This is a genomic window from Streptomyces sp. CCM_MD2014 (assembly GCF_000772045.1).
GTDB lineage: Bacteria > Actinomycetota > Actinomycetes > Streptomycetales > Streptomycetaceae > Streptomyces > Streptomyces salinarius.
Window position 1 is genome coordinate 8,214,641 of record NZ_CP009754.1, and the last position, 26,637, is coordinate 8,241,277.

Below are 26,637 nucleotides of genomic sequence, written 5' to 3' on the forward strand. Positions count from 1 at the left end.
GCGGGCGATTCGACCACCCACCCCCTCCGACCAGGTCGTGTCTCTTCGGCCAGCATCCGCGGCCGTTCCCGGGGGAGGCGGTGCGGCAGGCGAGGCCCTCGGCCGCTCGTGCGGCGGGTTGACAAGGCCGAAACGGGTTGCGACCGGGCGCATGATCGGATTGGGTGCGTGCTCGTGACCTCTGTGAACGATCTCGTACGTCCGGACCGCTATCCGCGCTCCTCGCAGTATGACCCCGCTTGGTTGCTCGACCTCGACATGGGTCCGAACCCGCTGTGGCTGTTGGAAGACCTCGCCCACGATCTCGACCTGCGCCCGGGCATGCGAGTTCTCGACCTCGGCTCCGGCAAGGGTGCCACGTCGGTGTTCCTGGCCCGCGAGTACGGAGCTGAGGTCGTCGCGGCCGACCTGTGGACCGACCCCGGACAGACGGCTCAGGTGTTCGCCGGGGCGGGTGTCGGCGACCAGGTGGAGGCCGTGCGAGCGGAGGCGCACGCCCTGCCGTTCGAGGAACAGAGCTTCGACGCGATCGTCAGCGTGGACGCCTTCGAGTACTTCGGTACGGCGGACACGTATCTGCCCTACCTGCTGCGCTTCCTCAGGCCCGGGGGACAGTTGGGTATGGCGACTCCCGCCATGACACGGGAGATCCGTGAACTCGGGATGATCCCGTCCCACATCAAGGAAGTGGTCGGCTGGGAAGCGATCGCCTGGCATACGGCGGAGTGGTGGCGCTTCCATTGGGACATCACCGAGTTGGTGAAGGTCACGTCCGCGCGGCTGCAGCCGGACGCCTGGCAGGACTGGCTGCTGTGGGCCCGGGCCGGCGCTGAGTACCAGCCCGACCGCCAGAGGGCAAACCAGCCCGTTATCGACATGCTCACCACAGACCGGGGAGAATTCCTCTCCTTCGCCCTGGTAACCGCGCGTAAAACCTGACCACACGCCGTGTCGACGTTCTTCTTTCCGGTCGTGATCGGAGAGGAGAGCCTGATGTCGTCCCGGAGACGTGAGCGAGTGGCGCGGTGGCGGCCCGCGGCGGACGTCGCCCGCCGGCGACCGTGCCGGCCCTCACCCGTCCGAGTCATCGGCGGGGAGTCCCCGGGTCGCGTCGGGAGCATGAGGCCGTCGACCCCGGGAGCCGCGAGCGATTGTCCGCGACCAGCCGGTACACGCCGCGGGCGGCCCACGACACGGGCGGCACCATGAGTACCACGCCGAGCATTGTCCACGCACCGCCCGCGCTGAGCAGCAGTTTCGCAACGGCGCCGGAGCCGCCGTGGATCGTTCCCGCCGGTGTGACCCACAGGGCCTCGTGCCGGGCCCGCTCTCGCGCGACCCCGAGCCCCGCGAGATCGGCCTGCTGCCAGGCGACGGTTTCGCAGTGCGGGCGAACTTTCCTCTCGATCCATCGCACCGCAGCGGTGCAGAAACCGCAGTCTCCGTCGAAGACGAGCACAGGCACGGTCCGCATGTATTCATGGTGCCCCACTCGCGCTCTTCGGGACTCGCACGCAGCCATCGAACGGTTCCCCCCTCGAAGAGGCTCACGGCGAGCGGGCAGCGTTGTGATCACCTCGGCTCAGCGGTCTGTACGCAGCGGGACGGGCCGAGCCGTCGCACTGAGCCGGGTATTGCGGCTGGGGCCGTGCCATTCCAGGCAGACGACCGTGGCGTCGTCGCCGAGTCGCCCGTCGTGGTGGTCGAGGACGGCCCGCATGAGACGGCGCAGTGTTTCGGGGACGGGGAAGCCGTCGGCGTGGTGGCGGATGATGAAGTCGGTGAACCGATGGAGACCGAACTCCGTGCCCTGCTTGTCGCGGGCCTCGGTGATGCCGTCGGTGTAGAGCAGGATCCGGTCGCCCGGTTCGAGCTGTTCCTCGCACAGGGTGGCGGTGATGCCGAGCCCGGCGCCCAGAGGATGGGCGGGCGGGCAGTCCAGAACGGTGGTCCAGCGCCCGGCGCGGATCAGCACTGGCGGGTGATGGCCTCGGTTGATCCAGGTCAGGAGACCAGTGGCGGCGTCGAGGTCGGCAAGCGTGGCGGTGACGAACGTCTCGTGACTGAAGTGATCGAGCAGAATGTCCTCCACTCGCTCACCGAGCGTGACCAGATCGACCCCCTGACGGCGCTGGTTCCGGCAGGCCGCCACCACCAGGTTGGCGGCCAGTCCGGCATGGCTGTTGTGCCCCATGGCGTCGAAGATGCCCAGGTGCACCTGGTCGCCGGCGAGGGCGTAGTCGAAGGCGTCCCCGCCGATCTCGTACGCCGGCTCCATGGCGGCGGAGATCACCACGTCCTTGTTGGCGAACGAGCGCGGAGGCATCAGGTTCCACTGCAATTCCGCCGCCACGTTCATCGTCTGGGTACGCGACAGCCGGGCGGCCGCGTCGCTGCTCGGCTGCTTACTGACGATCAGCATGCCCACCAGGGACGCGAGTGTCTGGAACTGCCCGAGGTCGGCACCGTCGTCGAGGCTCCCGCGCAGCAGACCCAACCGCTCGGTGCCGTCCAGCACCGGCACCCACCAGCGGGAGCGCTCGCCGTCGGCCACCAGCTGGGGCCGGAGACCGGCGTACACGCGACCCGGCAGTGTGCCTTCGACCGAGTACAGCTCGCCGCCGTCCGCCGCATCGAGTCCGCGCCCGGTGACCTCCCGCAGGATCTCCTGGCGCAGATCGGCCAGGTAGAGGCGCACGTCGCGGATTCCGGCCGGGTCAGCATGGCGGGTGACCAGGGAGGGCAGCTGGTCGAAGCCGACCAGGTGGCTCTCGCCGAGAAGCCCCGTGAGCATTCTCGACGTGCGTTCGGACGCGTTCATGCTCGCCACCTCTCGCTCGCGCAGAGTGCGCCGGTCGCCCTCCCAGCATCGCAGACGAGGACGCGTGAGGGTCGGGACGACGACCGGCACCACGGCCCTCCGCGTGGGCGGGGCCGTAGTGTGACCAGCGGAGGCACGACGGCGCTTCGCGTCGGAGATCCGGGCCACGGTACGTGCCGGAGCGGTCATTCGCCGGGGAGCCCGGGGAGCAGCCGGTCGGCACCTCCGGGCCGGGCGGGGCCCCGGGTACCGCAGGTCCCGTCGCACCCGGACGACGGCGCACGGACGGGCCGCCGGCACACCGTCCCGTCGTCGTCGAGGCCCGTCGCGAGGTCCTACGACACCCGGCTCCGGGGAGCCCGCGAGGCGGACGGGGGAGTGGTCCACAAGGGGCGGGTGCCGAGTCCCGCGATGTCCAGGGCGAGTTCGGCGTACATCGCGTTGGCCCAGGAGAACCAGGGGCGGGTGAAGTGACTGGGATCGTCCTTGTGGAACGATTCGTGCATCTGCCCCGTACCCGCGTCGGTCGCGAGCAGCGTCCTGAGAGCGTCGATGCGCTCGGTTCTGACGTCACTGGTCAGACCCCGTACGGCGATGGCGATCGGCCAGATGTGGTCATCCGGTGTGTGCGGGCTGCCGATGCCTTCGGCCGCCGTCCCCCGGCTCCAGGTGGGGTTCGCGGGTGAGAGGACGAACCGCCGTGTGGCGAGGTACACCGGGTCCGTGGTGGGAACGTTCGCGACGAGGGGCAGGGACAGCAGTCCGGGCATGTTGGCGTCGTCCATGAGCAGCGCGTTGCCGTTGCCGTCCACCTCGTAGGCGTAGACCGGCCCGAACTCGGGGTGCTGGACGGTGCCGTGCCGGACCGCGGCCGTCCGGAGTTCCGACGCCAGTTGGGCGGCGTCCTCGGCGAGTTCGTCGGCGTGGGCGTGACGGGACAGTTCGGCGACGCCGTCGAGAGCGGCGGCGGCACACAGGTTCGCGGGGACGTTGTACCCGTAGCGGCACGCGTCGTCGCTGGGACGGAACCCGCTCCAGGTCATGCCGGTTCGGCCGACCGGCGTTCCTCGTCCGGCGTTCGGCAGCGTGTCGCTGGACGGGCCGTTCCGGCGACGGAAGCGGTAGGCGGACAGACGCTCGTGGTCCTGCTCCGTACGCCACACCGTGATGACGGTGCGCGCGGTCCGCAGCGTCCGCGCGACGTGGTCGGTCCGTCCGGTCGCCGTCCAGAAGCGGTGGGCCAGCAGGAGGGGGAAGGCGAGGGAGTCGACTTCGTACTTCTGCTCCCACACCCAGGGGTCCTGGCACAGGTCGTCGGGATCGTGGGCCCGTCCGGAGGGCCCGTCGTTGAAGGCGTTGGCATAGGGGTCGCGGGCCATGCAGTCGAACTGCCGGTGGAGCACGGCGAGCAGGAGGTCCTGCAGGGCCGTGTCGTCCTGGGCGAGTGCCAGGTACGGCATCATCTGCGTGGAGGAGTCGCGCAGCCACATGGCGGGGATGTCGCCGGTCACGACGAAGGCGGTGCCGTCGGGCATCGGCCGGATCGTGCGGGCCAGGGTGTCGTCCAGGCAGCGCGTCAGCGTGCGGCCGAAGCGCGGGTCGCCGAGGTCGGCGTCGAGCCGGCGGACTGCCCGCCGGAGGGTCGGATGGTCCTTGACACTGGTGGGAAAGCCCATGAGTCGGCCTTTCGGCGGTCGGCTGGTCATCGGTGCCCGCCTCGGCGGGCGGGGTGGTCGGGGCCGCGCACGGCCCGTGCGGGCGCCGTCTCGTCTGTGCGGCACGGGGTGAGGCGAAGGCAGGCCGTCCCATGGCGGGCGGCCTGCAGCGCGGCAACCGTGGCGGAGGAAAACGATCCGGCGGACGCTTCCCGACGAGCCGTCAGGCGTCGGCGGCCGGCCGGCCCTGCTCGTCTCCGGAGGTCACGCCGTGGCGGACCACGCGGGTGGCAACGGTGACGCGCCGGGAGGCGGGCGGCGCCGCGTCCCGGTGTTCGAGGCGGTCGATCAGCAGACGTGCTGCCCGGCGGCCGATCTCGTCGGCGTCGTACGAGACGAGGGTCAGCGGCAGCCCGAGCACGTCGGACAGGTCGAAGTCGTCGAAACCGGCGATGGGCAGGGTGGTGCCCGCCTTGTACAGGGCCCGGATCGCGCCTTGACTGATGCGGTTGTTGGTGCAGAACAGCGCGGTCGGGCGTTCGGCCGCCTTGAGCAGTTCGAGGGTCGCCCGCTCCGCGGTGGCGGAGTCGACCAGGCCCTGGCGGATGAGGGCGTGGGCCGGCTCCACGCCGACTTCTTCGTGTGCCGCCCAGAACCCGCGCAGGCGTTCGGCACCGGTGTACAACGCCGGCGGGTTGCCGAGGAAGGCGATGCGGGTGTGTCCGTCGGCCAGGAGGCAGGCGGTGGCCTCACGCGCGCCGTGGAAGTCCTCGACCAGGACGCAGTCGGTGTCGAGCCCGGCGGGCGGCCGGGCGGCGAGCACGACCGGAACGTGCCGCATGGCGTCGGCCAGGTGCTGCTGACGACTGCCCGCCGGGACGACGATGAGACCTTCCACCTGGTGATCGACGAGCCCGTCGATGATGTCGGGCTCCCGGTCGGCCTGTTCGGCGGAGTTGCTGAGCAGCATGCGGAAGCCGTATTCCGTCGCGACCTCCTGGACGCCGAGCGCGAGGCGCGAGTAGAAGGGGTTGGCGAGATTGGTGACGACGAGGCCGATCATCCCGCTGCCTCCGAGGCGGAGACTGCGGGCGGTCTGGTTGCGGCGGTAACCCAGCCGGTCGACCGCCGCGAAGACCCGTTCGCGGGTCGCTTCCGACACGCCGGGGTCGTTCTTGAGCACACGCGACACGGTCATGGCGCTGACCTGCGCCAGCTTGCCGACATCGTGCATCGTCGGCCCGCTGCCCCGGCGAGCGGTCATGCCCGTGCTCCTTCCTCCGTCTGCCTGCACCGGCGTCTTGGCCTTCACAGGGCGTCCGGCACGCCCTGCGCCCAGCGGGCGGCCCCGATCAAGGCTGCCTCCTCCGGCTGCCGGGCCGGCAGGACGGGTACGGCCGGTCCGCCGGCGGCAACCAGCCCGGTGGTGAGCGCAGGCCGGACCAGGTCCCACGACTGGGCCATGGAGCCACCGACGACCACAGCGGTCGCGCCGAAGCGGTCGATCCAGGGAGCCAGGGCGCGACCGAGTGCGTCGAAAGCGTAGCGGAAGACCTCCGCCGCGGCGGCGTCGCCCTTCACCGCGCGCACGGCTATCTCGTGGACGTCCGGAGGACGCCGATCACCCGCCGAAGGCAAGAGCCGGGCGTAGCGGGCGCGGATGCCGCGGCGCGAGACCGTGTCCTCCAGCGGACGCCCGCGCACCGTCAACCGGTGCACGTGTCCGCTCGGCGGGACCAGGTCGCCGGTGTGGACAGGACGGCCGGCGGCCAGGAAGGAGGATCCCACGCCCGTGCCCAGCGTCAGGCAGACGACGCGGTCGTGACCCGCGGCGGCTCCGGAGCCGAACTCGCCCATGGCGAACGCGTCTGCGTCGTTGAGGAAACACAGCCGCTCGGAGCGTCCGGCCAGGCGCCCGCGCAGGCCGGCCCCGACGTCCACGCCGGACAGGGATTCGAACTTCCCCACGCCGGCGAAGCGGCCGACGCCGGTCGCGTAGTCGAAGGGGCCGGGTATCGCCACCCCCCAGCACGGGCCGTGCCCGGTCGGCAGCGCCAGGGCGGCCGCCCCGATGGCGTCGAGCAGGCCGTCGGCTTGAGCCTGCGAGTCCAGCGGTCTGCGGATCCTGGTGGACGGCAGGGAGCGGCCCGTGACCGGGTCCACGAGTGCGGCGGTGACATGCGTACCGCCGATGTCGAGGACCGGTACCGGTGCCGGGGACCGACCCCCGGGGGACACGGTCACGGCTCGACCACCAGCGCCTTGACGATCCGCACCTCGTCGTCGCCGAGCGCGCGGACGCGGTAGGGGCCCACGGCGGCGGGGATCGTAATGGTCTCGGCGAAAGCCAGGGAGTGGACGCGGCCGTCGCGGGTTTCGACGAGGGCGCCCGCGCCCGCGGCGACGTTGAGGATGTGGAAGCGGCCCGCGGTGTCGTCGTGGAGGACGGCGCCTCCTTCGACGACGAGGCGGTGCACGGCGTAGAACATCTCGGGCAGTGCGCCGAGGACCTCTTCGCGCCAGCCCTCTCCCTCGCGCACGGTGCGCGGCCGCTGGACCAGGTCCTTGGTGACGTCGCCGCCGCGCCGGGTCGTGTCCAGGTTGGCGAAGCCGTGCTCGTAGGGCAGGGGCCGGGACGCGCCGTCGGCGTCCTTGCGGAGCCAGTCGTAGAACCGGAGGGAGTACAGGTAGGGGGTCGCGCTCACTTCGAGCACCAGGTTTCCCGCGCCCGAGGCGTGCGGTGTGCCGGCCGGGATCATGAACAGCTGCCCCACGGTCGCCGGGTGGGTCTGGACGTGGTCCGTCACGGGCATCGGGGTGTCATGGTCGATGGCGTCCTTCACCTGGCGGCGCATGGTGTCGGGGTCCGCCTCGTCGGTGAGGCCGAGCAGTACCTGGGCGCCCTCCTCGCTGGCCGTGACGTAGTACGTCTCGTGCTGGGTGTACGGCCAGCCGAACACCTCGCGCATGTACCGCTCCTGCGGGTGGAGGTGCAGGGACAGGTTGCCGCCGCCCATCGTGTCGAGGTAGTCGAAACGGATCGGGAAGGAGGTGCCGAACCTGCGGTGCACGTCCTCACCGAGCATGTCCTCGGGGTGTTCCACGCACAGCAGCTGGAAGGGGACCTCGACCTGCGGTCCGCCCTTCTCGCCGACCAGGACCCCCGCCTCGGGGGCGATCAGCTCGTAGCCGAGGGCGGTGTTGCCTGCCCGAGGGGTGAAGCCGAGTTCACTGGCCGCCCATTGCCCGCCCCAGGGGGTGGAGTTGAAGTAGGGACGGGTGCGCACCGGGCCCCGGGCCAGGTGCGCGAGGGTGTCGCGCAGCGCGGGACCGCCCAGTGACGCGGGGCGGCCGGCGTCCTGCACGTCGATCCAACGGTCGATCCGCCCCGCGATCGCGTCGCGGTGGCGGTCCAGCACGGGCCAGTCGGTGTAGAACAGGCGAACCAGGTCACCGGGCTCGTCGCGCCGGCCCAGGTTGACGCCGACCGGCAGCTCGCCCTTCGCCACCGCCGCCTCGGCGTAGCGCTTCGGCAGGTCGGCGTACCACAGCACATCCGGACCGCACAGCGAAGCACCGGGCCCGTACACCACGGTCACTCCGTCCGGCGCCGGACGCCCGGCCCGGGGGGCGGAGTCGAACAGGTCCGCGACCTGCGCGGGGGAGAGCGGCGTGAAGAAGGGGTCGCCGGAGTGGACGGGCCGGGCCGTCAGCCGTTCGTCGGCCGCCGTGGCGTAGTGGTCGCGGACATCGAGCAGCTCCACGTCGCGGCCCGCGGAGCGCAGGGCTCCGGACAGGCCGTCCGCCAGCGCGGGCCAGTCGAGGGCCGCGGGGCCGTCGACCGCCAGGACCAGCGCACCGAGCGGCAGGTCCGCGGCCAGGGCCGACCAGCCGGCGGCCACCTCTCCGGTGACCGGCGGGTAGCTGGGGAGGGGGTCGTATGAACGAGGCGCGGGCACATCTGCTCCTTACTCGGCTTCATGGTGCGGTGCGTTAACGATAACAGCGCATGGCTGAAGGTGTCCATGGTTGCAGTGCTGACTCTGTTCGCCTTATTGATCTCTCTGACCTGGGCTTTTTCTGCAATGCATGATGAGTGCGGATTCTTTTCGCCTTGAGGTCTTGCTACCGCCCGAATGGTGTCGTTAACCTCACGCCACACGCTCCAGGGCAGCTCCGGGGTTGATCCGGCGTCTGGGCGCCCTGCGAAACACATCCGGCCATGCAACGGGCCGATTCTGTGAAGGTGATCTATGTCAGCATCGGGCAGGACCAGGAGGGCGGCCGTTCCGCTCGCCCGGCGCCGGTTCCTCGCCGGGGTGGCCGCCGGTGCGGCCGCCCTGACGGCGGGAGGCTGCGCGCGGGGAACGAGTACGTCCGCGCAGCCGGGAACCACCAGCATCTCCAACGACAACGCCACCTGGGACGACGGTTACCGCGCGGCCGGCCACGAGCTGAAGAAGATCACCGGCTACGCACTCCGGCCGCTGTCGAACCCGTCCGTGACCTCGTACCAGCAGGTCGTCCAGATGACCCTGCAGACCTCGAAGGCCTCAGACCTCGTCAAGTGGGCATCCGGATACCAGCTCAAACGGCTGGCACGCGCCGGCGGACTCACCGACCTGAGTCCCGTCTGGCAGCGGTACGCGGCAAAGGGTTGGGTGCGCGGGACGTCGCGGGAGGCCGTCTCCTACCGCGGCAAGGCGTACGGGATCCCGCTGTACGAGTCGTACTACGTGCTCTTCTACAGCAAGCCGGTCTTCGCGAAGCTGGGGCTGTCCGCCCCGAGCAGCTGGGACGGACTGCTGCACTGCGCGGAAGTCCTCAAACGCAACAAGGTCACACCGTTCCTCGCCAGTCAGGTGGGCGGCTGGCCGGCGATCGAGTGGTTCCAGGAACTGGTGAGCAAGGTCGACCCGCACTTCTACCAGCGGCTGGTGGCCGGACAGGCCTCCTACACCGACGCTCCGGCCCGCCAGGCGATGGACATCTGGCACGACTTCATGCGCAAGGGGTGGATGACGTCTCCCGACTTCGACCAGGCGCGCGGCCCCGGAGCGCTGAAGGAGGGCACGGTGGGGATGTTCCTGCACGGCACCTGGCAGGCGTCCGGCATGTCGGCGGCGGGCATGGAACCGGGCACCGAGTACGGCGCCTTCATTCTTCCCACCGTGCGCGCCGCGACCCCGAAGAGCGTCATCGCGGAGTCCGGCGTCTTCGTGGTTCCCGGCCGGGCCTCGTCGCACGACGCCGCGATGGCCAACGTCGCGGCCTGGCTCGACCCGTCCGTCCAGCGCGTGTGGAGCGACTTCCTGCAGGACAGCTCCGCCAACCCGAAGGTGCGTTCCAGCAACCCGGTGGTGGCCGGTCTCCAACGGGACGTCGCCCGCAACCACCGGCTGGCGCTGGTCCGCTACTGGGAGTCCGGCCCGCCCAGCCTCATCCAGGGCAACACCAACGACCTCGGCGGATTCATGGCCGGGCAGACCTCACCGGCCACCACGCTGCGCCGGATGCAGGAACGCGCGGGCGACGAATGGGCGGCCTGGAAGCGAGACGAGGCATGAGCACTTACACGACCGGCCGGCGCCCACCTGGCACGACCGGCACCCCGCCGGCACCCCGGCGCACGACGCCGCGCAGCCCCCGGGAGCACACCCGGGCCACGGTGCGCCAGCGTCTGACGGCCGGCGGCTTCATGGCCCCCGCGGTCCTCCTGGTCACGCTCTTCCTCCTCGCCCCGTTCGTGTGGACCGTCTACCGCAGCTTCTTCAGCGACACACGGACCGCCCCGTTCAGCTGGTTCGAGAACTACTCGCTGTTCGCCTCCGACCCGGCCCTTTCCCGCTCCATCCAGAACACACTGATGTGGGTGGTGGGCACGGTCGCGCTCCCCTTCGTACTCGGGCTCGCCATCGCCTGCATGACCAACTCCGGCCGCTTCTCCCGCCTCGCGCGGCTGTGCGTCGTGCTGCCCTACGCGCTGTCGGGGTCCGCGGTGGCGGTGGTGTGGAACTTCATGCTCACCACCGACGGAGCCGTCAACCAGGTGCTGACCGGCGTCGGACTCGACTCACTGGCCCAGGGATGGCTGCTGACCTGGCCCGGCAACACCGTCGTGATGATCGTCGCCAACGCCTGGCAGGCCACCGGGGTCGCCGTCATCCTCTTCCTCGTCGGGCTGCAGTCCATCCCGCCCGAAACCCTGGAGGCCGGCTCCCTGGACGGAGCGAGCGGATGGCAGCAGTTCCGCCACATCGTCCTGCCCCAGCTCCGCCCGGTGTCGATCATCGTGATCGGCATGAGCCTGGTCAACGGCCTCAAGTCCTTCGACCTGATCTGGGTGCTCACCCAGGGCGGCCCCGGACGGGCCACCGAGACGCTGGCCGTCTCCATGTACAACGAGACCTTCCTGGAACTGCGGCCCGGCGCCGGAGCGGCGATCGCGGTCGTCCTCACCGTGATCGTGCTGGCCGCCTCCTGGCTGTACCTGCGCCGCCAGCTCGACGTGAAAGGCGTGTGACGATGTCCCTCGGCCGAGTCCTGCGCAACGCCGCCATCGGAGTACTGGCCGTACTGTGGCTGGTCCCCACCTGGCTCCTCGTCGTCAACGCACTGGTACCCGCGGCAAATTACTCCGGGAGCCCGCACTGGCTGCCCGAGGACTTCGGGCTCTTCGACAACATGTCCCAGGCCTGGGACAAGGCCCACCTCGGCCCGGCCCTCGGCAACAGCCTCCTGTACTCCGTGGTCAGCGCCGTTGCCGCCGCGGTGCTCGCCGGCTTCGCCGCCTTCGCGACGATCGTCATGCCCGTCAAGCGGCAGGCCCTGTGGTTCTGGGTCATCTACTCCGGCACGCTGCTGCCTCTCCAGGTCTTCATCAGGCCCTTGTTCCTGTCGTACGCCCACACGTCGCTGTACGACACCCAGCTCGGTCTCGTGCTGATCTACACGGCGATCGCCGTCCCGTTCGCCTTCTTCGTCATGCGCAACTACACGCTGACGCTGCCGCGGGAGGTCGTGGAGGCCGCACGTATGGACGGCGCGTCCTGGTGGCGGGTGTTCTGGCAGATCCACGTGCCGCTGACCCGCTCCGCGATGATCGCCGTGTTCGTGTTCCAGTTCGTCGCCGTCTGGAACGACCTGATGTTCGGCATCACCATGGCCACGAGCCGCAACATCCGGCCCGTCATGGCCGCGCTCGCCGACCTGCAGGGCAACTACTCCAACGTCGGACCGCCCGTCGTCCTGGCCGGCGCCCTCCTGGTCTCGCTGCCCACCGTGGTGCTGTTCTTCGCCGCCCAGCGCTTCTTCGTCAGCAGCCTCAAGATCCACCGCTGAACGCCCAGGACGCACCGCTGCAGCCCGGGACCCGCCGTCGAGCCCCGCACGCCCTCGCCTCCTTCCTCATCGCCGCGAAGGGAAACACCATGCTCCGATCGCTGCTCACCCGCGCCACCGCCCCCGTCGTCTGCGCCGGACTGCTCTGGACGGCCGCCCCCGCCCACGCCCAGACCCCCGAACGGGCACGCCCCGTCTCCTCCCACGAATGGGCCGACCGCGCCACCGCCGGCTACCGCGCGCTGCAGAAGCACCTGTACGAAGGCGCCGGCCACCACGGCCTGTACCTGGAGCACACACCCCGCCAGGCGGCGGACCCGGAACACTCCTACCTGTGGCCGTTCCGCGAGGCCGCTCAGGCAGCCGTCGACATGCAGGCACTGCCGCACACCGGGGCCGCATACCGGCGCGACGCGGCCGAACGCTTCGACACGGCCGAGCTCTACCACACCTTTGGCGAGCGTCCGGGCTACGAGTCCTACCTCCCCGCACCCCTGGGCACGGGCGGCGACGTGTACTACGACGACAACGCCGTGGTCGCCCTCACCCAGCTCGACCAGTACGAGGCCACCGGAGACGAACGCTTCCTGAAGCGCGCCGAGAACGTCGTTCCCGTCGTCTCACGGGCCTGGGACGGCGACCCCGGCAAGGCGTGCCCCGGCGGCATGGACTGGTACGACTCGCCGAACAACAACATCCGGGCCACCAACGTCACCGCCCTGTCCGCCCAACTCGCCGCCCGCCTCTACGAGCACACCCGTGACCGCGCCTACCTCGACAAGGCGGAGCAGTGGTACGGCTGGGTCTACTCGTGCATGCGCAAGGCGCCCGGTCTGTACGCCAACGACCGCGGCGACGACGGCAGCACCAACGAGACGCTGTGGACGTACAACTCGGGCGCCATGATCGGCACCGCCACCGCCCTCTACCGGGGCACCGGGAACGCCGGGTACCTGGAGAAGGCGGTGGAGGACGCCCGCGGTTCCCTGGCGTACTGGAAGACGGGCGACCGCCTGCACGACCAGCCGGCCGTCTTCAACGCCTTCTACCTCAAGGACCTCCTCGACCTGGACGCCGTCCGCCCCGACCCCGCCCGGCTGGAGGTGATGAGCGCGTACGCCGACGGCACGTACCGCACCAACCGGGACCCCTCCACCGGCCTCTTCCGCTTCCAGCCCTCCAACGGAGGCGACTACGACCCCGCGGCCCCGGCCGCGACCCTCAACCAGTCGGCCATGGTCCAGATCTTCGCCACCCTCGCCCACGCCACGGACCAGCACCGCCGGCCCTCCTGACGCGGTCCACCGCACCATCCCGCCCTCGACACCGAAGGACCTCACGCACCATGCCCAAGCCACCGCTGACCCGGCCGTCCTGGTGGGACTCCGACATCGCCCGCGACATCCTGAAGGAACGCGTGGCCACCACCGCGGACCTCGGCGGCCTGCACGTGCGGATGTCGGGAGAGCCTCTGCTGCGCAGTGACGGAAGGGGCGGACTGCTGCAGTCCATCCGGCTGCGGGTGTTCCGTCCCGGCGACGCCGCCGGGCACCCTCGCGTCACCAGGGCCCGCGTCACCACCGGCGGCGGCTCCCCCGTCCACTGCGAGGTCGTACCGGGCCCGGACGGCGACACCCGCCTCCTGGTCCCGGAGGTGGACGCGCCCACTCCCTTGCTGATCGAGCTTCCCGAGCTCGAAGAGGGCGCCCGGCTCACCTTCGAGGCGCGACCGCAGCGGCACTGGACGCTGCACCTGGTGCAGCACTCCCACCTGGACATCGGCTACACCGACCCGCAGGGCCGGGTGATGGCCGAGAGCCGCGCCTACCTCGACTCCCTCCTCGAACTGTGCCGGGACACCGACGACTGGCCGGACCCGGCGCGGTTCCGCTGGGCCGTCGAAGGATTCCACTCCTTCCAGGACTGGCGCGCCAACCGCCCCCGGCGCCAAGTCGAGACGTTCCTCGACCGCGTGCGCGAGGGACGCGTCGAGCTCACCGCCATGCCGTTCAACCTCCACACCGAGACCTGCTCGACCGACGAACTGCACGAACTGCTGCGCCCGGTGACCGAGCTGCGCCACCGGCACGGCGTCGACATCACCACCGCCATGCAGACGGACGTGCCCGGCCAGGTGGTGGGCCTGCCCGACGTCCTGGCCGACAACGGCATCCGCTACCTGTCCGTGGCCCACAACTGGGCCGGACGCGCCGTGCCCCACCTCGTCGGCGGGGAGCATCTTCCCCGCCTGTTCCGCTGGCAGGCGCCCAGCGGAAACAGCGTCCTGGTCTGGCGGACCGACACCCCGCACGGGCTGGCCTACATGGAGGGCTCGATCCTCGGCTTCGACGAGTCCTACGACCACGTCGACGACCTGCTGCCCGCCTATCTCAGCGCCCTCGCCCGATTCCCCTACCCTCACCAGGGACGCGGCATCCCGGGCTTCCCCGCCCTCGACCTGCCCGACACCGCCGACCCCTACCCCTTCGACGTCCTGCACCTGCGGGTGCTGGGCAAGTTCGCCGACAACGGCCCCCCGCGCCGCATCATCTCCGACACGGTGCGCCGCTGGAACGAGCAGTGGGCGTACCCGCAGCTGCGCGCCTCCCGCAACCAGGACTTCTTCGAGGACGCCGAGAAACGCGTCGGCGACCGTCTGGAGACCTACCGGGGCGACTGGAGCGACTGGTGGGTCGACGGCGTCGGCGCCGGCGCCGTTCCCCTGGCCGCCACCCGACGCGGGCAGGCCGCCCTCTCCGAGGCACAGACCGTGGCCGGGTACGCCCACCTCATGGGCGTACCCGGCAGCACCGCCGTCACCGCCGGCGCACCGGACGTCTACCGGTCCGCGTCCCTGTTCAACGAACACACCTGGGGTGCCGGCGACCCCTGGACCCACGGGGACCACGGCCACGGATCCGGCGAGAAGCAGTGGCACTGGAAGTACTCCCAGGCCATGCGCGCGCACGACGACGCCGAGACACTCCTCGACGCCGCCTCCGCGCTGCTCGGCGAAGCCCTCGCTCCCGCCGACGACGCGACGGCGTCCTTCTACGCCGTGAACACGTGCAGCTGGCCGCGGAGTGAAACCGTCCGGCTCTTCCTGCCGGAGAGCACGGTGGCGCTCGGCGTGCGCGTCCAGGTCGTCGACGCCCGCACCGGCACACCCCTGTCGTTCGCGGAGGAGGCCCAGACCAACGAGCGACACCGCGCGGCGGGCCGCTTCCTGCACGTACCCGTCACGGACGTGCCCGCCTGCGGAGCCGTGCGTCTGGACATCGTCACGGCCGCCGAGTCCTCGGCGCGGGGCGGGGAGACGGCGCGGCCGGCCGCCGACGACACCGTCCTGGAGAACGATCACCTGCGCGTGACCGTGGACCTGCGCGAGGCGTGCATCTCCTCCATCGTCGACAAGGCCACCGGCCGCGAGATGGTCCGCCAGGACGCGGCCGTCGGCTTCAACGGCTACGTCTACGACGAGTACGCCACGGCCGGCGCGTTCAACCACCAGTCGAGCAAGACCGTGGCCGACGACTCGATGCACCTGCTCACCTCGCGCAGCACCGCCCCGCCCGCGGCCCTCGTCGAGCGCACCACGGACCCCACCGGGCAGACCGTCGTCTACGAGTGCGCCCCGGCCGGCACCCGTCGCCTCCGGGTACGCGTGCACCTTCCGCACCACGCGGCCCGCGTCGACCTGGAGAACCGCATCGACAAGAACGCCACCCTGACCAAGGAGAGCGCCTTCTTCGCCTTCCCCTTCGCCCTGCACGATCCCGCCGTGCACACGGAAGCCACGGGCGGAGTCCTGGGCGGCGACCGGGAGACCGTACCGGGCTCGGCGGCCCACATGCGCGCCGTTCGCCGCTGGATCAGTCTGAGCGACGGCACCCGCCACGCCGCACTGGCGACGGCCGACGCCCCGCTCGTGCAACTCGGCGGGATCGCGATCCCCTACGCCCCCTATCCGCAGTCGCTGCCACGGCGGGAACCGGCGACGGTCTTCTCCTGGGTGCACAACAACATCTGGGACACGAACTTCCCGGCCCAGCAGGCGTTCGACCACGTCTTCCGCTACAGCGTCGCGTTCAGTACCGCCGCGGAGGGCGACGCGACGCACGCCGACGAGCTCGGCGTGCGAACCGCCGCCATCACCGGCCACCCCCTCGTGCCGGTACGGGCCCGCGCCGCCGATGCCGATGCCCCCGCCCAGACCCGGTTCCTGACCCTGGACGACCCCCGGGTACGACTGGTCGGGGTGACCGTCCCCGAGAGCGGCACTCTCATGGTGCGCCTGCAGTCGGTCGCCGACGCCCCCCTCACCTGCCGCCTGCGCACCCCCTTCGCGCTGGCGCGCGCCGTCCGGACCAACTACCTGGGCTTCGCCACACGCGACATCGCACCGGAACCCGACCGCGCCGTCCCCGTCGACGTGCCCGCCCTCGGCACGGCGGCCGTCGTTCTCCACCTGCGCCCCTCCGGCGCCGGAAGCACGGACGGTCCGTCCACCCGGACGGACGAGTGACCGCACGCCGCTCGGGCCGGCCCCGGGACGTGACGACCGCCGGCCCCGGCCGAACGCTCAGGGCCGGTGCGCGTCGCCCCGGACGGTTGCGGATGAACGAGGGTGCGTCGGCCATCGCCTGTGGGAAGGCCGGCCCGGGCCCCTCCCCTGGGGGGGGGTCAGTGCACGTTCACAGGATCACGGCATGTCTGATGCCTTCTCCATCTTGTGGACCCACCACGTGTGCGGGACGAGGTGTACGCCTTGCATGTCAACCGCCGTGAGGTGTTCGTGCTCAGCCGGATGCGGGTGATCGACCGTGAGCGGCGTGGCTGCTGCGGGACGGCTCCCGCAACGTGGGAGGACCCTCCGTGCCCCGGGCACGACGACGGGTCGATGCCCGGCGCCTGGGGCTGCGGCGCCGAGCCGGTGCACGTGGACGCCACACCCGTACGCTTCGGCACCCCCGTCCCCGGCGAACTGCTGGCCAGACTCACCTGGCGCAACCGCCGGGGCCGGACCCGCCGGCTGAAGCACGTGGTGGACGGCCGTCTCGAGAACTCGGTCAGCCTCCAGGGCTTCTACCGTCTGACACCCGAGTCGGCCGCAGAGCCGGCGGAGGTCACCGCGGGTGCCGTTTCCAGCCGCTGACAGACAACCCGCGGCACTGGAACACCCCTGCGACGACCACCGCAGCCGGCGTTCCACGGTGATGTCCGAACCGGTCGGAACGCCGGTGTCCGATGGGGTCTCGGCGATCACTGCCGCGCATGGGGAGTCCGCGACGAAGGGGCGTCGGACGAACATCGCGTTGTGGCAGGCACTCGCCAGCCGGATTCTCCCGTATGTGCCCGAGCCGCGCAAGCGGGTGCTCCCCGCCACGCCGCCGGAGGTTCTGGCGCCGGCGGCCGCGCTGAAGCGGGAGAGTCCGGGCCGCACGGCGGGGCACGGTGCAGGGCCGACCGCTGACCGCCCTGGCTCCATGGGTGTGGCGGGCGATCGGTCTCGAAGTCAACGGACAGGGGTCGGGAAGGACTTGTCGCCGAAGAGGATCCGGCCCGCCGCGGCCCGGCCGACCGGTGTGCGAAGCAGTGTGAAAGCCGCTTGGGCCATGGTGGGGGTGCGCACCTGGGCCAGTCCCCTGCGCAGGGTCAGCCGGCCTCGGAAAGCGGCGCGCAGAGCGGCTCCGTCGTAGGCGGACAGCGAGTCCGGCCGCTTGGTGCGCAGCGCGTGGTCCAGAACTTCGGCCGCGAACTCCGACAACCGCAGACAGGGATCCAGGCCGCCGGCGGTGAGCGGGGAGACCGCGCCGGCCGCGTCACCCACCAGAAGGCCGACGGCGCAGCCGATCCGGCGCAGTACGCCCCCGACGGGAATCGGGCCGCCGCGCCGCTCCACCGCTTCCGGACGGTCCACGCCGGACAACCCGGGCGCTGACGCGCTGAACCGCTGCAGTGCTCCGCGAAGTCCGTCCGGGAAACGGTCCGCATAGCCTGCGACGCCCACGTGCGCGTGCCGTCCGTCATTGACCACCCACGCCAGGTAGCCGGGAGCGAGCGAGGGGTCGAGCACGCAGTGGAAGGTCGGAGGCTCGTCGCGGCCGGCAAGCTCGAAGACCTCTTCGGCTCCGACCAGCAGGTGGTGGTTGCGGTCGAGGGCGAGGTCGCGGGCGACGCTGGAGCGGGCTCCGTCGGCACCGACGACGAACCGCGCCCGGACCGCCGTAGGCCCGTCGCGGCCCAGGAGGCGGAACGTGTCGCCCTGCCGTCCGGCGTAGCGCGTGCCCAGGGCGATCCGCACGCCGGCGGCCGTCGCGGTGGCCGCCGTCGCCGTGTACAGAGGCGCCATGTCTCCTACGCGGTACTCGTCGCGGCTGCTGACCAGGGATACCGGGCGGCGCAGATCGGGCGGGTAGAGGACGACCCGACGAATCGGTGGGCCGAGGTGCTCGGGAGGCAGCGGGAAGTCGTCGAGCGTCTTCCGCACGAAGATCCCCGTGGTGCGGACCGCGCCGGCGAGACTGGTTCGCCGGTCGACCAGGAGGACGTCGTGGCCCTGCCGTGCGAGGAGTGTGGCGGTGTGGAGGCCGGCCAGCCCGGCGCCGACGACCAGGACGTCGGTACGGGCGGTGGGCCCGAGGCGGTCGGTGCCGGTCGGTGTCGTCACAGGTGACGCCCCGCGGCCGTGGCCTCGTGCGCCGCGCTTTCGGCCTCCCAGCGCAGTAGGTCTCCGGGCTGGCAGTCCAGGACCTCGCAGAGCGCGGCAAGGGTGGTGAACCGGACCGCCTTGGCGCGGCCGTTCTTGAGAACCGCCAGGTTGGCGGGGGTGATGCCGACGCGTTCGGCGAGTTCGCCCACGGACATCTTGCGCCTGGCCAGCATCACGTCGATGTCGACGACGATCGGCATCAGATCACCTCGGCCAGCTCGGCCTGCATCCGGGTCGCCTCGACCTCGCGGGCGACCGCCTGGGCGAGCAGCATCCGCAGCACGAGCACGATCAGGGCGACCGCGAAGACCGCCAGGGAGACACCGCCGAGCAGCAGGACGACGCCCGGGGCCACCGCCTCGCCCGGCGCCAGAACGACGCCCAGTGCGAAGACCAGGAGCGCCGCAGCGGTGAAAGCGCCGATCACGCCATGCACGTACCGGAAGGCGCCGTCCGAGAACACGTTCCCGCGTCGCACCATGTTCACCAGCCGCCACACGCAGACCAGGACGGTCTGGGCCGTGCCGATGCCCAGGACCACGATCAGCAGGACCGGAACGCGCCGGTCCGCGAGCACACTGCCCTCCATGTCGTCGGCCAGCAGCGCGACCATCACGGTCTGCACGAACAGCGAACCGGCGAGCAGTGCCACGAGCACGGCACGCAGAGCCAGCACGGTGATCTTTCCCATCACTTCCCCTTCGATCGAAACACAGTGGGAATCTATCGATATTCGATAGGAGGGGCAAGGTGGTGGCCAGCGTCCGGGCCGGACAGCGGGTTCAACTGGAGCCGCGCTGGCCGGCGTCCGGGCTGCTGGGGGCCGGTGGAACGATCGCCGCAAGGTGATCGACAGGATCTTGTTCCGGGTCCGAACGGGCATCCCGTGGCGGGACCCCCCGAGCGCGTCGGTGCGGAGAGGCTCTCGTCACCAGCCTTGACGTGCCCGCCGATGGCGCGCCCCCGGCCCGCCGATTCCCGGTCCGTCCCTGATCCGCCTGACACTCCGAGATGAACGTCGCGGTGTGCCGTTGCTGCCGTGATCGTTCCGTTGGTCAGGCCCTGGTGACCGCATCCGGCTGCGGGGCAGGGCTGTCGGTCGCTCGGCCCGGCGTGTGGGCGGCGTGTCGGGCGGGCGCGAGGGCCGCGGCGAGTGCGGCGCCGACGAGGAACAGGGTCAGCACCGAGAAGCCGTGGGTGTAGCCGGAGGCGTAGGGCAGGCCGTTGTGCGCGAGGCGGCTGGTGACGAGCAGGCTCATGACGGCGGTTCCGATGGCACCGCCGATGGAGCGGAGGTTGGCGTTCATGCCCGTCGCGGCGCCGGCCTGCTCGGCGGGCACGCTGCTGACGATGAGGTTGGCCATGGACGCGAAAGCCAGGCCGACACCGAGCCCGAAGACTCCCGCTGCGACGGCGATCTGCCACTGCTCGTCATGCAACAGGGCGAGGAGGGCGCACGCGAGTGCGGCGAGGCCCGAACCGGCGATCAGCAGGTGCTTGGCGCCGAGCCGTGGCTCCAGGCGGCCGCTGAGGACACCGGCGACGAACATGGCGATCAGCATGGGCAGTATGAGCAGCCCGGATGCGGTGACGTTCGCCCCGAAGCCGTATCCGGCCGACCTCGGCGTCTGCACGAAGCCCGGCAGGAAGGCCCAGACGGAGGAGAGGCCGGCGCCGAACAGCAGAGCGGCCGTGTTCGTGGTCCACACCGGCCGCGTGCGCAGAACGCGCAGGTCGATCAGAGGGCTGGGGCTGCGTGACTCGGTGCGCAGCCACAGGGCGAAGAGGACGACGGCCGCGGCGAACAGCGAGATCACGGAGGCGGAGTTCCAGCCCCACCGGCTGCCCTGGCTGACCGGCAGGAGCAGTGCCACCAGCCAGCCGGACAGCAGCAGCGCGCCGACCCAGTTGACGCGTCCCTGCGCACGGTGAGGCGATTCGGGGATGTGGCGCGCGGCTATGAGGGCGGTGACGGCGACGATGGCGACGGGGATCCAGAACAGCCAGCGGTAGTCGAGCGCGGCCACGATGGGCCCGGCGGCGACGATGCCGACGCCGCCGCCGGCGGCGATGACGGCGGACAGATTGCTGATGCTGCGGCTGACCTGGCCGGCCTCGAACTGGTCACGGATGATGCCGAACGAGAGCGGGAACACCGCTCCGCCGATGCCCTGGACGACACGGGCGACGATCAGAACGCCGATGGTGGGTGCCAGCGCCGCGAGCAGGCACCCTGCGAGCACTGCCACCAGGACGGCGACGAGCGTGCGCGTCTTGCCGAGCAGATCGCCGACGCGGCCGAGGATCGGGGTGAACACCGAGGCGGACAGCAGATATGCCGTCATCACCCAGGTGGTGGCGGGCTGAGAGGTGTGCAGGGCGTGCTGGATCGTCGGCAACGCCGGCGCGATGAGCGACTGCAGCATCGAGAACACGCCCGCACCACTGGCGAGGACCGCGAAGGTGAGGCGGGGCGACTTGCTGGGCATGGGATGACTCTCCGGGGAACGGAAGGATGGCCAAGGGCGCCGGGACCAGTCGCCCGCCGCGATGTGGACGGCTGTGGATTGAACGGCCTGGCCGGATTCGTGCGGGCCGACATCTCATGGGCGGGACCGAAGGTCTACCGCCGGTGTGTGAACGCGGTCGGCCGGATGGGGGCCGGACGGGCCGGGCCCGTGCCGGGGGTGGGCCGTTTCGCGGGCGGGCCCGTCCGGCGCGGAGCGCCGGCCGCAGGAGCTGTGCTTGTGTCGCAGGGCGTGCGACTACCGGTTGCGGGTGATCGTCTTGTGCTCGACGTAGCCGGTCAGACCGACCTTGCCGTATTCACGGCCGATGCCGCTCGCCTTGTAGCCGCCGAACGGACCGTCGAAGCTCATCGGGGAGCCGTTCAGGGTGACCGTGCCGGTGCGCAGCCGGCGGGCGACGGCAAGGGCCCGCTCAGGGTCGCTGGTCCAGATGCCGCCGGACAGGCCGTAGGCGGAGTCGTTGGCTATGCGGACGGCGTCGTCCTCGTCGTCGTAGGCGATGACGGACAGGACCGGGCCGAAGATCTCCTCCTGAGCGATGCGCATGGAGTTGTCGACGTCGGCGAAGACGGTCGGGGTGACGTAGTTGCCCTTCTCCAGGCCTTCGGGGATCTGCGGTCCGCCGGTGACCAGGCGGGCACCCTCCGCCATGCCGACGTGTATGTAGTCGATGACGCGCTGCTGCTGGTCGGGGCGGATCATCGGGCCGATGAAGGTGTCGGGGGCCGACGGGTCGCCGACCTTCAGCGATTCGACCATGGTCTTGATCGCGTTGACGACCTCCTCGTAACGGCTGCGCGGGGCCAGGATGCGGCTCTGGAGGATGCATGCCTCGCCGTTGTTCGCCAAGGAGCCGAAGCGCAGGCCCTGGACGGCGGCGTCCAGGTCGGCATCGTCGAGGATGAGGGCGGCGGACTTGCCGCCCAGCTCCAGACCGACCCGCTTGAGGTGCTCGCCCGCGATGGAGGCGATGCGCCGGCCGGCGCGGGTGGAGCCGGTGAAGGAGATCTTGTCTACGTCAGGGTGCGAGACGAGGTACTCGCTGGTCTCGCGGTCGGCGGGAAGGATGCTGAGCACGCCCGGGGGAAGCCCGGCCTCGTGCCACAGGTCCGCCATCAGCATCATGCTGAGAGAGTTCTCCGGGGAGACCTTCAGGACGACGGTGTTCCCGGCCAGCAGGGCCGGCACCAGCTTGGCGGTGGCTGCGGAGAACGGCGAGTTCCACGGGATGACGGCGGCGACCACGCCGATCGCCTCCCGTCGGACGATGGTGTCGAAGGACACCGACGGGTCGGACGGCTCGATGATCTCCTCCCAGCCGAACTCCTCGGCCGCCTTCAGGTACGCCTTCACCTGGCGGGTCAGGAAGGGCTGGCCGGCCTTGGTGAACCAGCCGGCCGAACCGTTCTCGACGGAGATGGCCCGGGCGACCTCGTCGGCGTGGGCGGCACGCAGGGCGTCGTAGCGCCGGACGATCTCCTGTCGTTCCTCGGGGCTGGTGCGCGGCCAGAGCCCGTCGTCGAAGGCCGCGCGGGCCGCGGCCACGGCGGCGTCGACGTCGGCGGGTGCGGCCTGCGCGGCGCTGCCCAGCAGGGACTGGTCGTGCGGGGAAAGGATGTCGATCCGCAGATTCGGGTCGCTGGGGGCGACCCATGCGCCGCCGATGTAGAGCTTGTCGCGAACAGTCATGTCTTCACGGTTCCTATCGTGCGAAACGGGGGGAGAGGGCTTTGCGACCGCTGTCAGTCGCTCAGAGCGCTCGGCCCGCAAGGAGGTCAGCGATTCCGGCCTTCGAAAAGGCGCTACGACTCTGTCGTCGGCGTTCAGTGACGCCAGAACCAGTACCTTGCTCAGCCCTTGTGAGCCGCGGTGATCGGCCAAGTCCGTGACACAGCGCATCCCTCTGCTCGTGCGCCGGCTCGTCGTTCTCCCGGCGCTCCAGCGCGGCTTGCAACTTCATAGTAGAGGAAATTTTGGTTACTGCAACATATATGTGGCAGTTAATGTGTGTGTTGCCACTCACACGTTGAGTATCACATCGAGAGTGACTACTGGAAGTAGAATCTCCAGACCATGAGAGCTGACGCCGCACGCAACCTCACCGCTGTGCTCCAGGCCGGAGCCCAGTTGCTGGCCGAGGACCCGGGCACCTCGATGGCGGCCATCGCCGCCGCCGCAGGAGTGGACCGGACCACCGTCCACCGCCGCTTCGCCAGCCGCGAGGCGCTGCTCAGCGCCGTCTTCCAGGCCAAACTCGACTCCGCCGAACAGGTCCTGGACGAGGCACGCCTCACAGAGGCCCCCGTTCCGGTCGCCCTCCACCGCTACCTGGAAGGGATCATCCCCGTCAGTCGTCAGTGGCCTGTCGACACACGCCACATGATGCAGAAGGACCCCGAGGCCAGCCTCCGTCGCCAGGAGCAGAGCGCCCGGCTCGACGCCTTCGTCCGCCGGACCATCGACGAGGGCTACCTGCGCGCCGGCACCGACGCGGCCTGGGCGCGGGCGGTCCTCGACGGACTCGTCGACACGGCCGCCCACAAGTTCCCCGCCATGGATCCCCCCCGCGCCGCCGACCTCGTCGCCGGCACTTTCCTCAGCGGCCTCGGTGCCACCTGACGACCGACCGGCGGCCCAGGCCCGCGGCGAGCAGGAATGGGGGCAGGGCACCGACGTGGTGGTCTGCCCGGGCCCAGGACGATGATGGCGTCGTCCTGGGGCCAGGCGCCGCCCCGGTGGCAGGGCATCGCCCTGACCTCGGTCGGACCGCGCCCTTGTCGCTTCAGGTGACCTTCGCCAGACGGCTTGGCACCCCTGAATCCCGATGGCGGTGCCGGCCCGGCTACTGTGCTGCTCCTCGATCCGCTGTGCCGGCGAACGCGCGCGGGAGCGGCGCGAGTCGGCGGGCAGCGGACGGTTACGAACGTACGCATCAAGGGTGATGGTCACTCGTGTGGCCGGTCACGCCCCTTCCGCACTGTCACAATTCCTGCACGTAAGGCTCCGACGGGGCATGGGTGCGGTCGGGCGTGTGGGTGGGGCGGAGCGGAATGACCGAGCGCTGTGCGGCCGATCGTGCCGCGCCGGACGAGCTGGGGCCGGATGTGCGGGACCACGCCGTCCCGGCGCCGCGTGCGGCGGCGGGGGAGCGGCCCGGAGGGCGCCAGCACGGTGACGCCCTCCACCGGGATCCACGGGACGGTGGGCCCGCACGTGCCGTGCCCAGGCACGTGGCCTGCGTCATGGACGGGAACGGCCGCTGGGCGCAGCGGCGTTCCCTCCCCCGCACGGCGGGGCACCAGGCTGCCGAGACCGCCGTCATCGACATCATCGAGGCGGCTCGCGCCGCCGGTGTCGAGTGGCTCAGCCTGTACGCCTTCTCCACCGAGAACTGGAACCGCCCCGGTCCCGAGGTGGAATTCCTGATGCGTTTGGTACGCCGGGTCGTGCGCAAGCACGCGCCGCTGCTGCTCGCCCGCGGCATCCGCTGCCGCTTCCTCGGAGTCACAGATCCGCGTGTCCCCCACGCACTGGCCCGGGACTTCGACGACCTGACGACACTGACCGCCGACAACCGGGGGATGACGCTGACCGTCGCCTTCGACCACGGAGGGCGCCGGGACATCGTCGAGGCCGCGAGATCGCTGATCCTCAGTGGGACGCCCGCCGACGAAGTGACCGAGCGGCTCTTCGCGGATCACCTGCCGTACCCCGACACACCCGATGTGGACCTGGTGATCCGCACCTCGGGCGAACAGCGCATCTCGAACTTCATGCTCTGGCAGGTCGCCTACGCCGAGTGGGTCTTCCCCGAAGCGCTCTGGCCGGACTTCAGAGCCTCTGACTTCCTCGCCTGCCTGCACACCTACCGGTGTCGCGACCGCCGCTTCGGCGGCGTGCCGCCTCGGACGAACGGAGACCGCTCATGACCACCGCCACCACGGGCATGACCGACGAGACGCCCTTGTTCGGCCCGGAATCACAGTTCAGTGCCTTCTTCGACGACCCGCGCTGGGCGCTGGCCATGATTCGCGCCACCGTGCTGGAAGCGGCTCATCCGCAGATCGGCGCCGCCCTCGTCGACAACTCCACCTTCGTCGCCCACCCTTGGCGCCGACTGCGCAACACGTTCCTCAGCATGCGCCGCATGTTCGGCGCCGACAGCTCGGTGCGCGAAAGGGAGGCAGCCCGGCTCAACCGGCTGCACGCCCGGATGAGCGGCTCCGATTCCCGCGGCCGCGCCTACGACGCGATGGACCGGGCGACCCGGGCCTGGGTCGTCGCCACGCTCTTCGAGAGCGCGGTCACGATGTGCCGGCTGAGCGGTCAGCCGCTCGGCCAGGACATCATGGAGCGGATGTACGCCGAGTACCGCGCGTTCCTTGCCGCGCTCGACGGTGACGCCGCAGAACTCCCCGAAGACCTCAACGACTTCTGGCAGTACTTCGACCGGGTCGTCGAGAACGAGCTGGAGAACACCGAAGCGGCCCGTGTCATTCTCTACCGGCTCTTCGACCACCTGCCGGCGCCCGCGCTGCTCGACGGCGCACCGGCACTGTGGGCGGCGGGCCGGGCCGTCGCCGGCCCGCTCCTGGGCGCGATCACCGTCGCCTCGCTTCCTGAGCCGTACCGGCGCAGGGCCGGCCTGCCCGAGATGCCCGGCGCCTCGACCCTGATGCAGGGTGCCTACCTCGCCGCCGGGCTGGCCCGCTTCCTGCCGGCGGGCTGGATCAACGCCGAAAGCATCATCGAAACTCTCTCCCTCTCACCCGACAGCGACGATCCACGCGCCCGGACGGTGGCCGCCCTGCGCTCTCGCATGAAGCGTGCAGCGGCCCTGCTGCGCCTCCTCACGCCACCGAGCGGCGATCCCGAGCCCGACCGGTCGTCCCCGACGGGCACGGACGAAGGCCGGCGCTCGGCGGAGGACTTCTTCCGGACGGTGTTGGACCAGACCGGCGACGGTCACCTCGACTGGCCCGACCTGGCAGCCATGGCTCGTGAACTCTCCACCCGGCTCGACCTGGACGAACCCGAGGAGACCCGGCTCTACGACGCCTTCGCCGCCTGGTGGCGCGAGCTCCAGGCCGCCCTGGACACGGACGGTGACGGCCGTGTGAGCGCGCAGGAGTACGCCGCCGCAGTCCCCTCCCTCGCCGGACCGGCGCTCATCCGTGTCGCCGAGGTTCTCTTCGAGGTCACCGACAAGGACGGCAGCGGAACCATCGACGCCAACGAGTACCGGGCCCTCTTCCGCACCGCCTTCCACCGCGACCTGACCACCACGGATGGCACTCACGGGCGGAGCGCCTTCGTGGGCGACTTCCTGGCCTTCATGTCGGGCCGCCGCACGAGCAGCCCCTATGATCCCCTCCTCGCCGACGCCTGACCCCGCCGTCCGCGGGATCGTCGTCGCACGCCGACGGCGGCGTCATATGTAACGTTCCGGTGCTTCGGTCGCCGCGGGCACCCGGCCCATGGAACTGCCCTACGCGAGCCTGCACCAACTGTGCGCGCCGTTCCTCGACGAGCTGGACGACCTGCCGGCACCCCAACGGGAAGCCCTCCGCGTGGCGTTCG

Annotated in this window: 21 protein-coding genes and 1 pseudogene; 11 read left to right on the forward strand and 11 right to left on the reverse strand. The window is 70.8% G+C overall.

Annotated features, from left to right (window positions below):
- Nucleotides 1-183: 183 nt before the first annotated feature.
- Nucleotides 184-939 (forward strand): SAM-dependent methyltransferase, encoded by a 756-nt coding sequence (locus NI25_RS36800; protein WP_233520819.1) that lies wholly within the window; start codon nucleotides 184-186, stop codon nucleotides 937-939.
- 145 nt (nucleotides 940-1,084) lie between these two features.
- Here the strand turns inward: NI25_RS36800 and NI25_RS36805 are convergent, their stop codons facing one another.
- The 6 genes from NI25_RS36805 to NI25_RS36830 all read right to left on the reverse strand — a co-directional run bounded on the left by NI25_RS36805 (nucleotide 1,085) and on the right by NI25_RS36830 (nucleotide 8,435).
- Nucleotides 1,085-1,474 (reverse strand): thiol-disulfide oxidoreductase DCC family protein, encoded by a 390-nt coding sequence (locus NI25_RS36805; protein WP_061446631.1) that lies wholly within the window; start codon nucleotides 1,472-1,474, stop codon nucleotides 1,085-1,087.
- Between the two features lie 108 nt (nucleotides 1,475-1,582).
- Nucleotides 1,583-2,821: a PP2C family protein-serine/threonine phosphatase gene (locus NI25_RS36810; RefSeq protein ID WP_233520820.1), complete on the reverse strand. Its 1,239-nt coding sequence runs from the start codon at nucleotides 2,819-2,821 to the stop codon at nucleotides 1,583-1,585.
- A gap of 335 nt (nucleotides 2,822-3,156) precedes the next feature.
- Nucleotides 3,157-4,497 (reverse strand): glycoside hydrolase family 125 protein, encoded by a 1,341-nt coding sequence (locus tag NI25_RS36815; RefSeq protein WP_061446633.1) that lies wholly within the window; start codon nucleotides 4,495-4,497, stop codon nucleotides 3,157-3,159.
- A gap of 202 nt (nucleotides 4,498-4,699) precedes the next feature.
- A complete protein-coding gene (locus tag NI25_RS36820; protein WP_061446634.1) occupies nucleotides 4,700-5,740 on the reverse strand; it encodes a LacI family DNA-binding transcriptional regulator in 1,041 nt (346 codons plus the stop codon).
- Between the two features lie 44 nt (nucleotides 5,741-5,784).
- Nucleotides 5,785-6,720, reverse strand: coding sequence for an ROK family protein (locus NI25_RS36825; RefSeq protein ID WP_061446635.1), 936 nt, complete (start codon nucleotides 6,718-6,720; stop codon nucleotides 5,785-5,787).
- Entirely contained in the window at nucleotides 6,717-8,435 is a 1,719-nt protein-coding gene (locus tag NI25_RS36830) for a class I mannose-6-phosphate isomerase (protein ID WP_078884819.1), read from the reverse strand. Before NI25_RS36830 ends, NI25_RS36825 begins: the two co-directional genes overlap by 4 nt.
- A 294-nt stretch (nucleotides 8,436-8,729) precedes the next feature.
- Here NI25_RS36830 and NI25_RS36835 point away from each other — a divergent pair, with 294 nt between their 5' ends.
- The 6 genes from NI25_RS36835 (at nucleotide 8,730) to NI25_RS36860 (ending at nucleotide 16,972) form a co-directional block, all read left to right on the forward strand.
- The gene (locus NI25_RS36835; RefSeq protein WP_061446637.1) at nucleotides 8,730-10,043 is read left to right on the forward strand and encodes an ABC transporter substrate-binding protein; all 1,314 of its coding nucleotides are present in this window, start codon (nucleotides 8,730-8,732) and stop codon (nucleotides 10,041-10,043) included.
- Entirely contained in the window at nucleotides 10,040-10,999 is a 960-nt protein-coding gene (locus NI25_RS36840; protein ID WP_061446638.1) for a carbohydrate ABC transporter permease, read from the forward strand. Before NI25_RS36835 ends, NI25_RS36840 begins: the two co-directional genes overlap by 4 nt.
- Before the next feature lie 2 nt (nucleotides 11,000-11,001).
- The gene (locus NI25_RS36845) at nucleotides 11,002-11,817 is read left to right on the forward strand and encodes a carbohydrate ABC transporter permease (protein WP_061446639.1); all 816 of its coding nucleotides are present in this window, start codon (nucleotides 11,002-11,004) and stop codon (nucleotides 11,815-11,817) included.
- 89 nt (nucleotides 11,818-11,906) lie between these two features.
- On the forward strand, nucleotides 11,907-13,112 hold the full coding sequence (locus tag NI25_RS36850; protein ID WP_061446640.1) for a glycoside hydrolase family 76 protein: 1,206 nt from the start codon (nucleotides 11,907-11,909) through the stop codon (nucleotides 13,110-13,112).
- A 50-nt stretch (nucleotides 13,113-13,162) separates the two neighbouring features.
- Entirely contained in the window at nucleotides 13,163-16,342 is a 3,180-nt protein-coding gene (locus tag NI25_RS36855) for a glycoside hydrolase family 38 C-terminal domain-containing protein (RefSeq protein ID WP_061446641.1), read from the forward strand.
- A gap of 243 nt (nucleotides 16,343-16,585) precedes the next feature.
- Complete coding sequence (locus tag NI25_RS36860; RefSeq protein ID WP_233520821.1) at nucleotides 16,586-16,972, forward strand: hypothetical protein; 387 nt, start codon at nucleotides 16,586-16,588, stop codon at nucleotides 16,970-16,972.
- Nucleotides 16,973-17,332: 360 nt separating this feature from the next.
- Here NI25_RS36860 and NI25_RS36865 read toward each other — a convergent pair whose 3' ends face one another.
- The 3 genes from NI25_RS36865 to NI25_RS36875 are packed head-to-tail and all read right to left on the reverse strand — an operon-like array spanning nucleotide 17,333 to nucleotide 19,220.
- Nucleotides 17,333-18,487, reverse strand: coding sequence for an NAD(P)/FAD-dependent oxidoreductase (locus tag NI25_RS36865; protein ID WP_061446642.1), 1,155 nt, complete (start codon nucleotides 18,485-18,487; stop codon nucleotides 17,333-17,335).
- On the reverse strand, nucleotides 18,484-18,729 hold the full coding sequence (locus tag NI25_RS36870; protein ID WP_061446643.1) for a helix-turn-helix domain-containing protein: 246 nt from the start codon (nucleotides 18,727-18,729) through the stop codon (nucleotides 18,484-18,486). Before NI25_RS36870 ends, NI25_RS36865 begins: the two co-directional genes overlap by 4 nt.
- On the reverse strand, nucleotides 18,729-19,220 hold the full coding sequence (locus NI25_RS36875) for a DUF2975 domain-containing protein (RefSeq protein WP_061446644.1): 492 nt from the start codon (nucleotides 19,218-19,220) through the stop codon (nucleotides 18,729-18,731). Before NI25_RS36875 ends, NI25_RS36870 begins: the two co-directional genes overlap by 1 nt.
- 127 nt (nucleotides 19,221-19,347) lie before the next feature.
- Here NI25_RS36875 and NI25_RS40865 point away from each other — a divergent pair.
- Nucleotides 19,348-19,431: pseudogene (locus NI25_RS40865) on the forward strand (IS5/IS1182 family transposase); the annotation flags it as partial.
- 153 nt (nucleotides 19,432-19,584) lie between these two features.
- Here the strand turns inward: NI25_RS40865 and NI25_RS36880 are convergent.
- Nucleotides 19,585-21,018 (reverse strand): MFS transporter, encoded by a 1,434-nt coding sequence (locus NI25_RS36880; RefSeq protein WP_061446645.1) that lies wholly within the window; start codon nucleotides 21,016-21,018, stop codon nucleotides 19,585-19,587.
- Between the two features lie 276 nt (nucleotides 21,019-21,294).
- Entirely contained in the window at nucleotides 21,295-22,746 is a 1,452-nt protein-coding gene (locus NI25_RS36885) for an aldehyde dehydrogenase (RefSeq protein ID WP_061446646.1), read from the reverse strand.
- A 384-nt stretch (nucleotides 22,747-23,130) separates the two neighbouring features.
- Here NI25_RS36885 and NI25_RS36890 point away from each other — a divergent pair, with 384 nt between their 5' ends.
- From NI25_RS36890 to NI25_RS36900, 3 genes are all read left to right on the forward strand, one after another.
- Complete coding sequence (locus NI25_RS36890; protein ID WP_061446647.1) at nucleotides 23,131-23,676, forward strand: TetR/AcrR family transcriptional regulator; 546 nt, start codon at nucleotides 23,131-23,133, stop codon at nucleotides 23,674-23,676.
- Nucleotides 23,677-24,299: 623 nt separating this feature from the next.
- The gene (gene uppS, locus NI25_RS36895) at nucleotides 24,300-24,986 is read left to right on the forward strand and encodes a polyprenyl diphosphate synthase (RefSeq protein WP_233520867.1); all 687 of its coding nucleotides are present in this window, start codon (nucleotides 24,300-24,302) and stop codon (nucleotides 24,984-24,986) included.
- Nucleotides 24,983-26,446, forward strand: coding sequence for an oxygenase MpaB family protein (locus tag NI25_RS36900; protein WP_061446648.1), 1,464 nt, complete (start codon nucleotides 24,983-24,985; stop codon nucleotides 26,444-26,446). Before uppS ends, NI25_RS36900 begins: the two co-directional genes overlap by 4 nt.
- The last annotated feature ends 191 nt before the right edge of the window (nucleotides 26,447-26,637 follow it).

Excerpts from the sequence above, each read along its gene's own strand:
- NI25_RS36805 (WP_061446631.1), bottom strand. The coding sequence starts at position 1,474 with ATGCGGACCGTGCCTGTGCTCGTCTTCGACGGAGACTGCGGTTTCTGC.
- NI25_RS36810 (WP_233520820.1), bottom strand. The coding sequence starts at position 2,821 with ATGAACGCGTCCGAACGCACGTCGAGAATGCTCACGGGGCTTCTCGGC.
- NI25_RS36815 (WP_061446633.1), bottom strand. The coding sequence starts at position 4,497 with ATGGGCTTTCCCACCAGTGTCAAGGACCATCCGACCCTCCGGCGGGCA.
- NI25_RS36820 (WP_061446634.1), bottom strand. The coding sequence starts at position 5,740 with ATGACCGCTCGCCGGGGCAGCGGGCCGACGATGCACGATGTCGGCAAG.
- NI25_RS36835 (WP_061446637.1), top strand. The coding sequence starts at position 8,730 with ATGTCAGCATCGGGCAGGACCAGGAGGGCGGCCGTTCCGCTCGCCCGG.
- NI25_RS36840 (WP_061446638.1), top strand. The coding sequence starts at position 10,040 with ATGAGCACTTACACGACCGGCCGGCGCCCACCTGGCACGACCGGCACC.
- NI25_RS36845 (WP_061446639.1), top strand. The coding sequence starts at position 11,002 with ATGTCCCTCGGCCGAGTCCTGCGCAACGCCGCCATCGGAGTACTGGCC.
- NI25_RS36850 (WP_061446640.1), top strand. The coding sequence starts at position 11,907 with ATGCTCCGATCGCTGCTCACCCGCGCCACCGCCCCCGTCGTCTGCGCC.
- NI25_RS36855 (WP_061446641.1), top strand. The coding sequence starts at position 13,163 with ATGCCCAAGCCACCGCTGACCCGGCCGTCCTGGTGGGACTCCGACATC.
- NI25_RS36870 (WP_061446643.1), bottom strand. The coding sequence starts at position 18,729 with ATGCCGATCGTCGTCGACATCGACGTGATGCTGGCCAGGCGCAAGATG.
- NI25_RS36875 (WP_061446644.1), bottom strand. The coding sequence starts at position 19,220 with ATGGGAAAGATCACCGTGCTGGCTCTGCGTGCCGTGCTCGTGGCACTG.
- NI25_RS36880 (WP_061446645.1), bottom strand. The coding sequence starts at position 21,018 with ATGCCCAGCAAGTCGCCCCGCCTCACCTTCGCGGTCCTCGCCAGTGGT.
- NI25_RS36885 (WP_061446646.1), bottom strand. The coding sequence starts at position 22,746 with ATGACTGTTCGCGACAAGCTCTACATCGGCGGCGCATGGGTCGCCCCC.
- NI25_RS36890 (WP_061446647.1), top strand. The coding sequence starts at position 23,131 with ATGAGAGCTGACGCCGCACGCAACCTCACCGCTGTGCTCCAGGCCGGA.
- uppS (WP_233520867.1), top strand. The coding sequence starts at position 24,300 with ATGGACGGGAACGGCCGCTGGGCGCAGCGGCGTTCCCTCCCCCGCACG.
- NI25_RS36900 (WP_061446648.1), top strand. The coding sequence starts at position 24,983 with ATGACCACCGCCACCACGGGCATGACCGACGAGACGCCCTTGTTCGGC.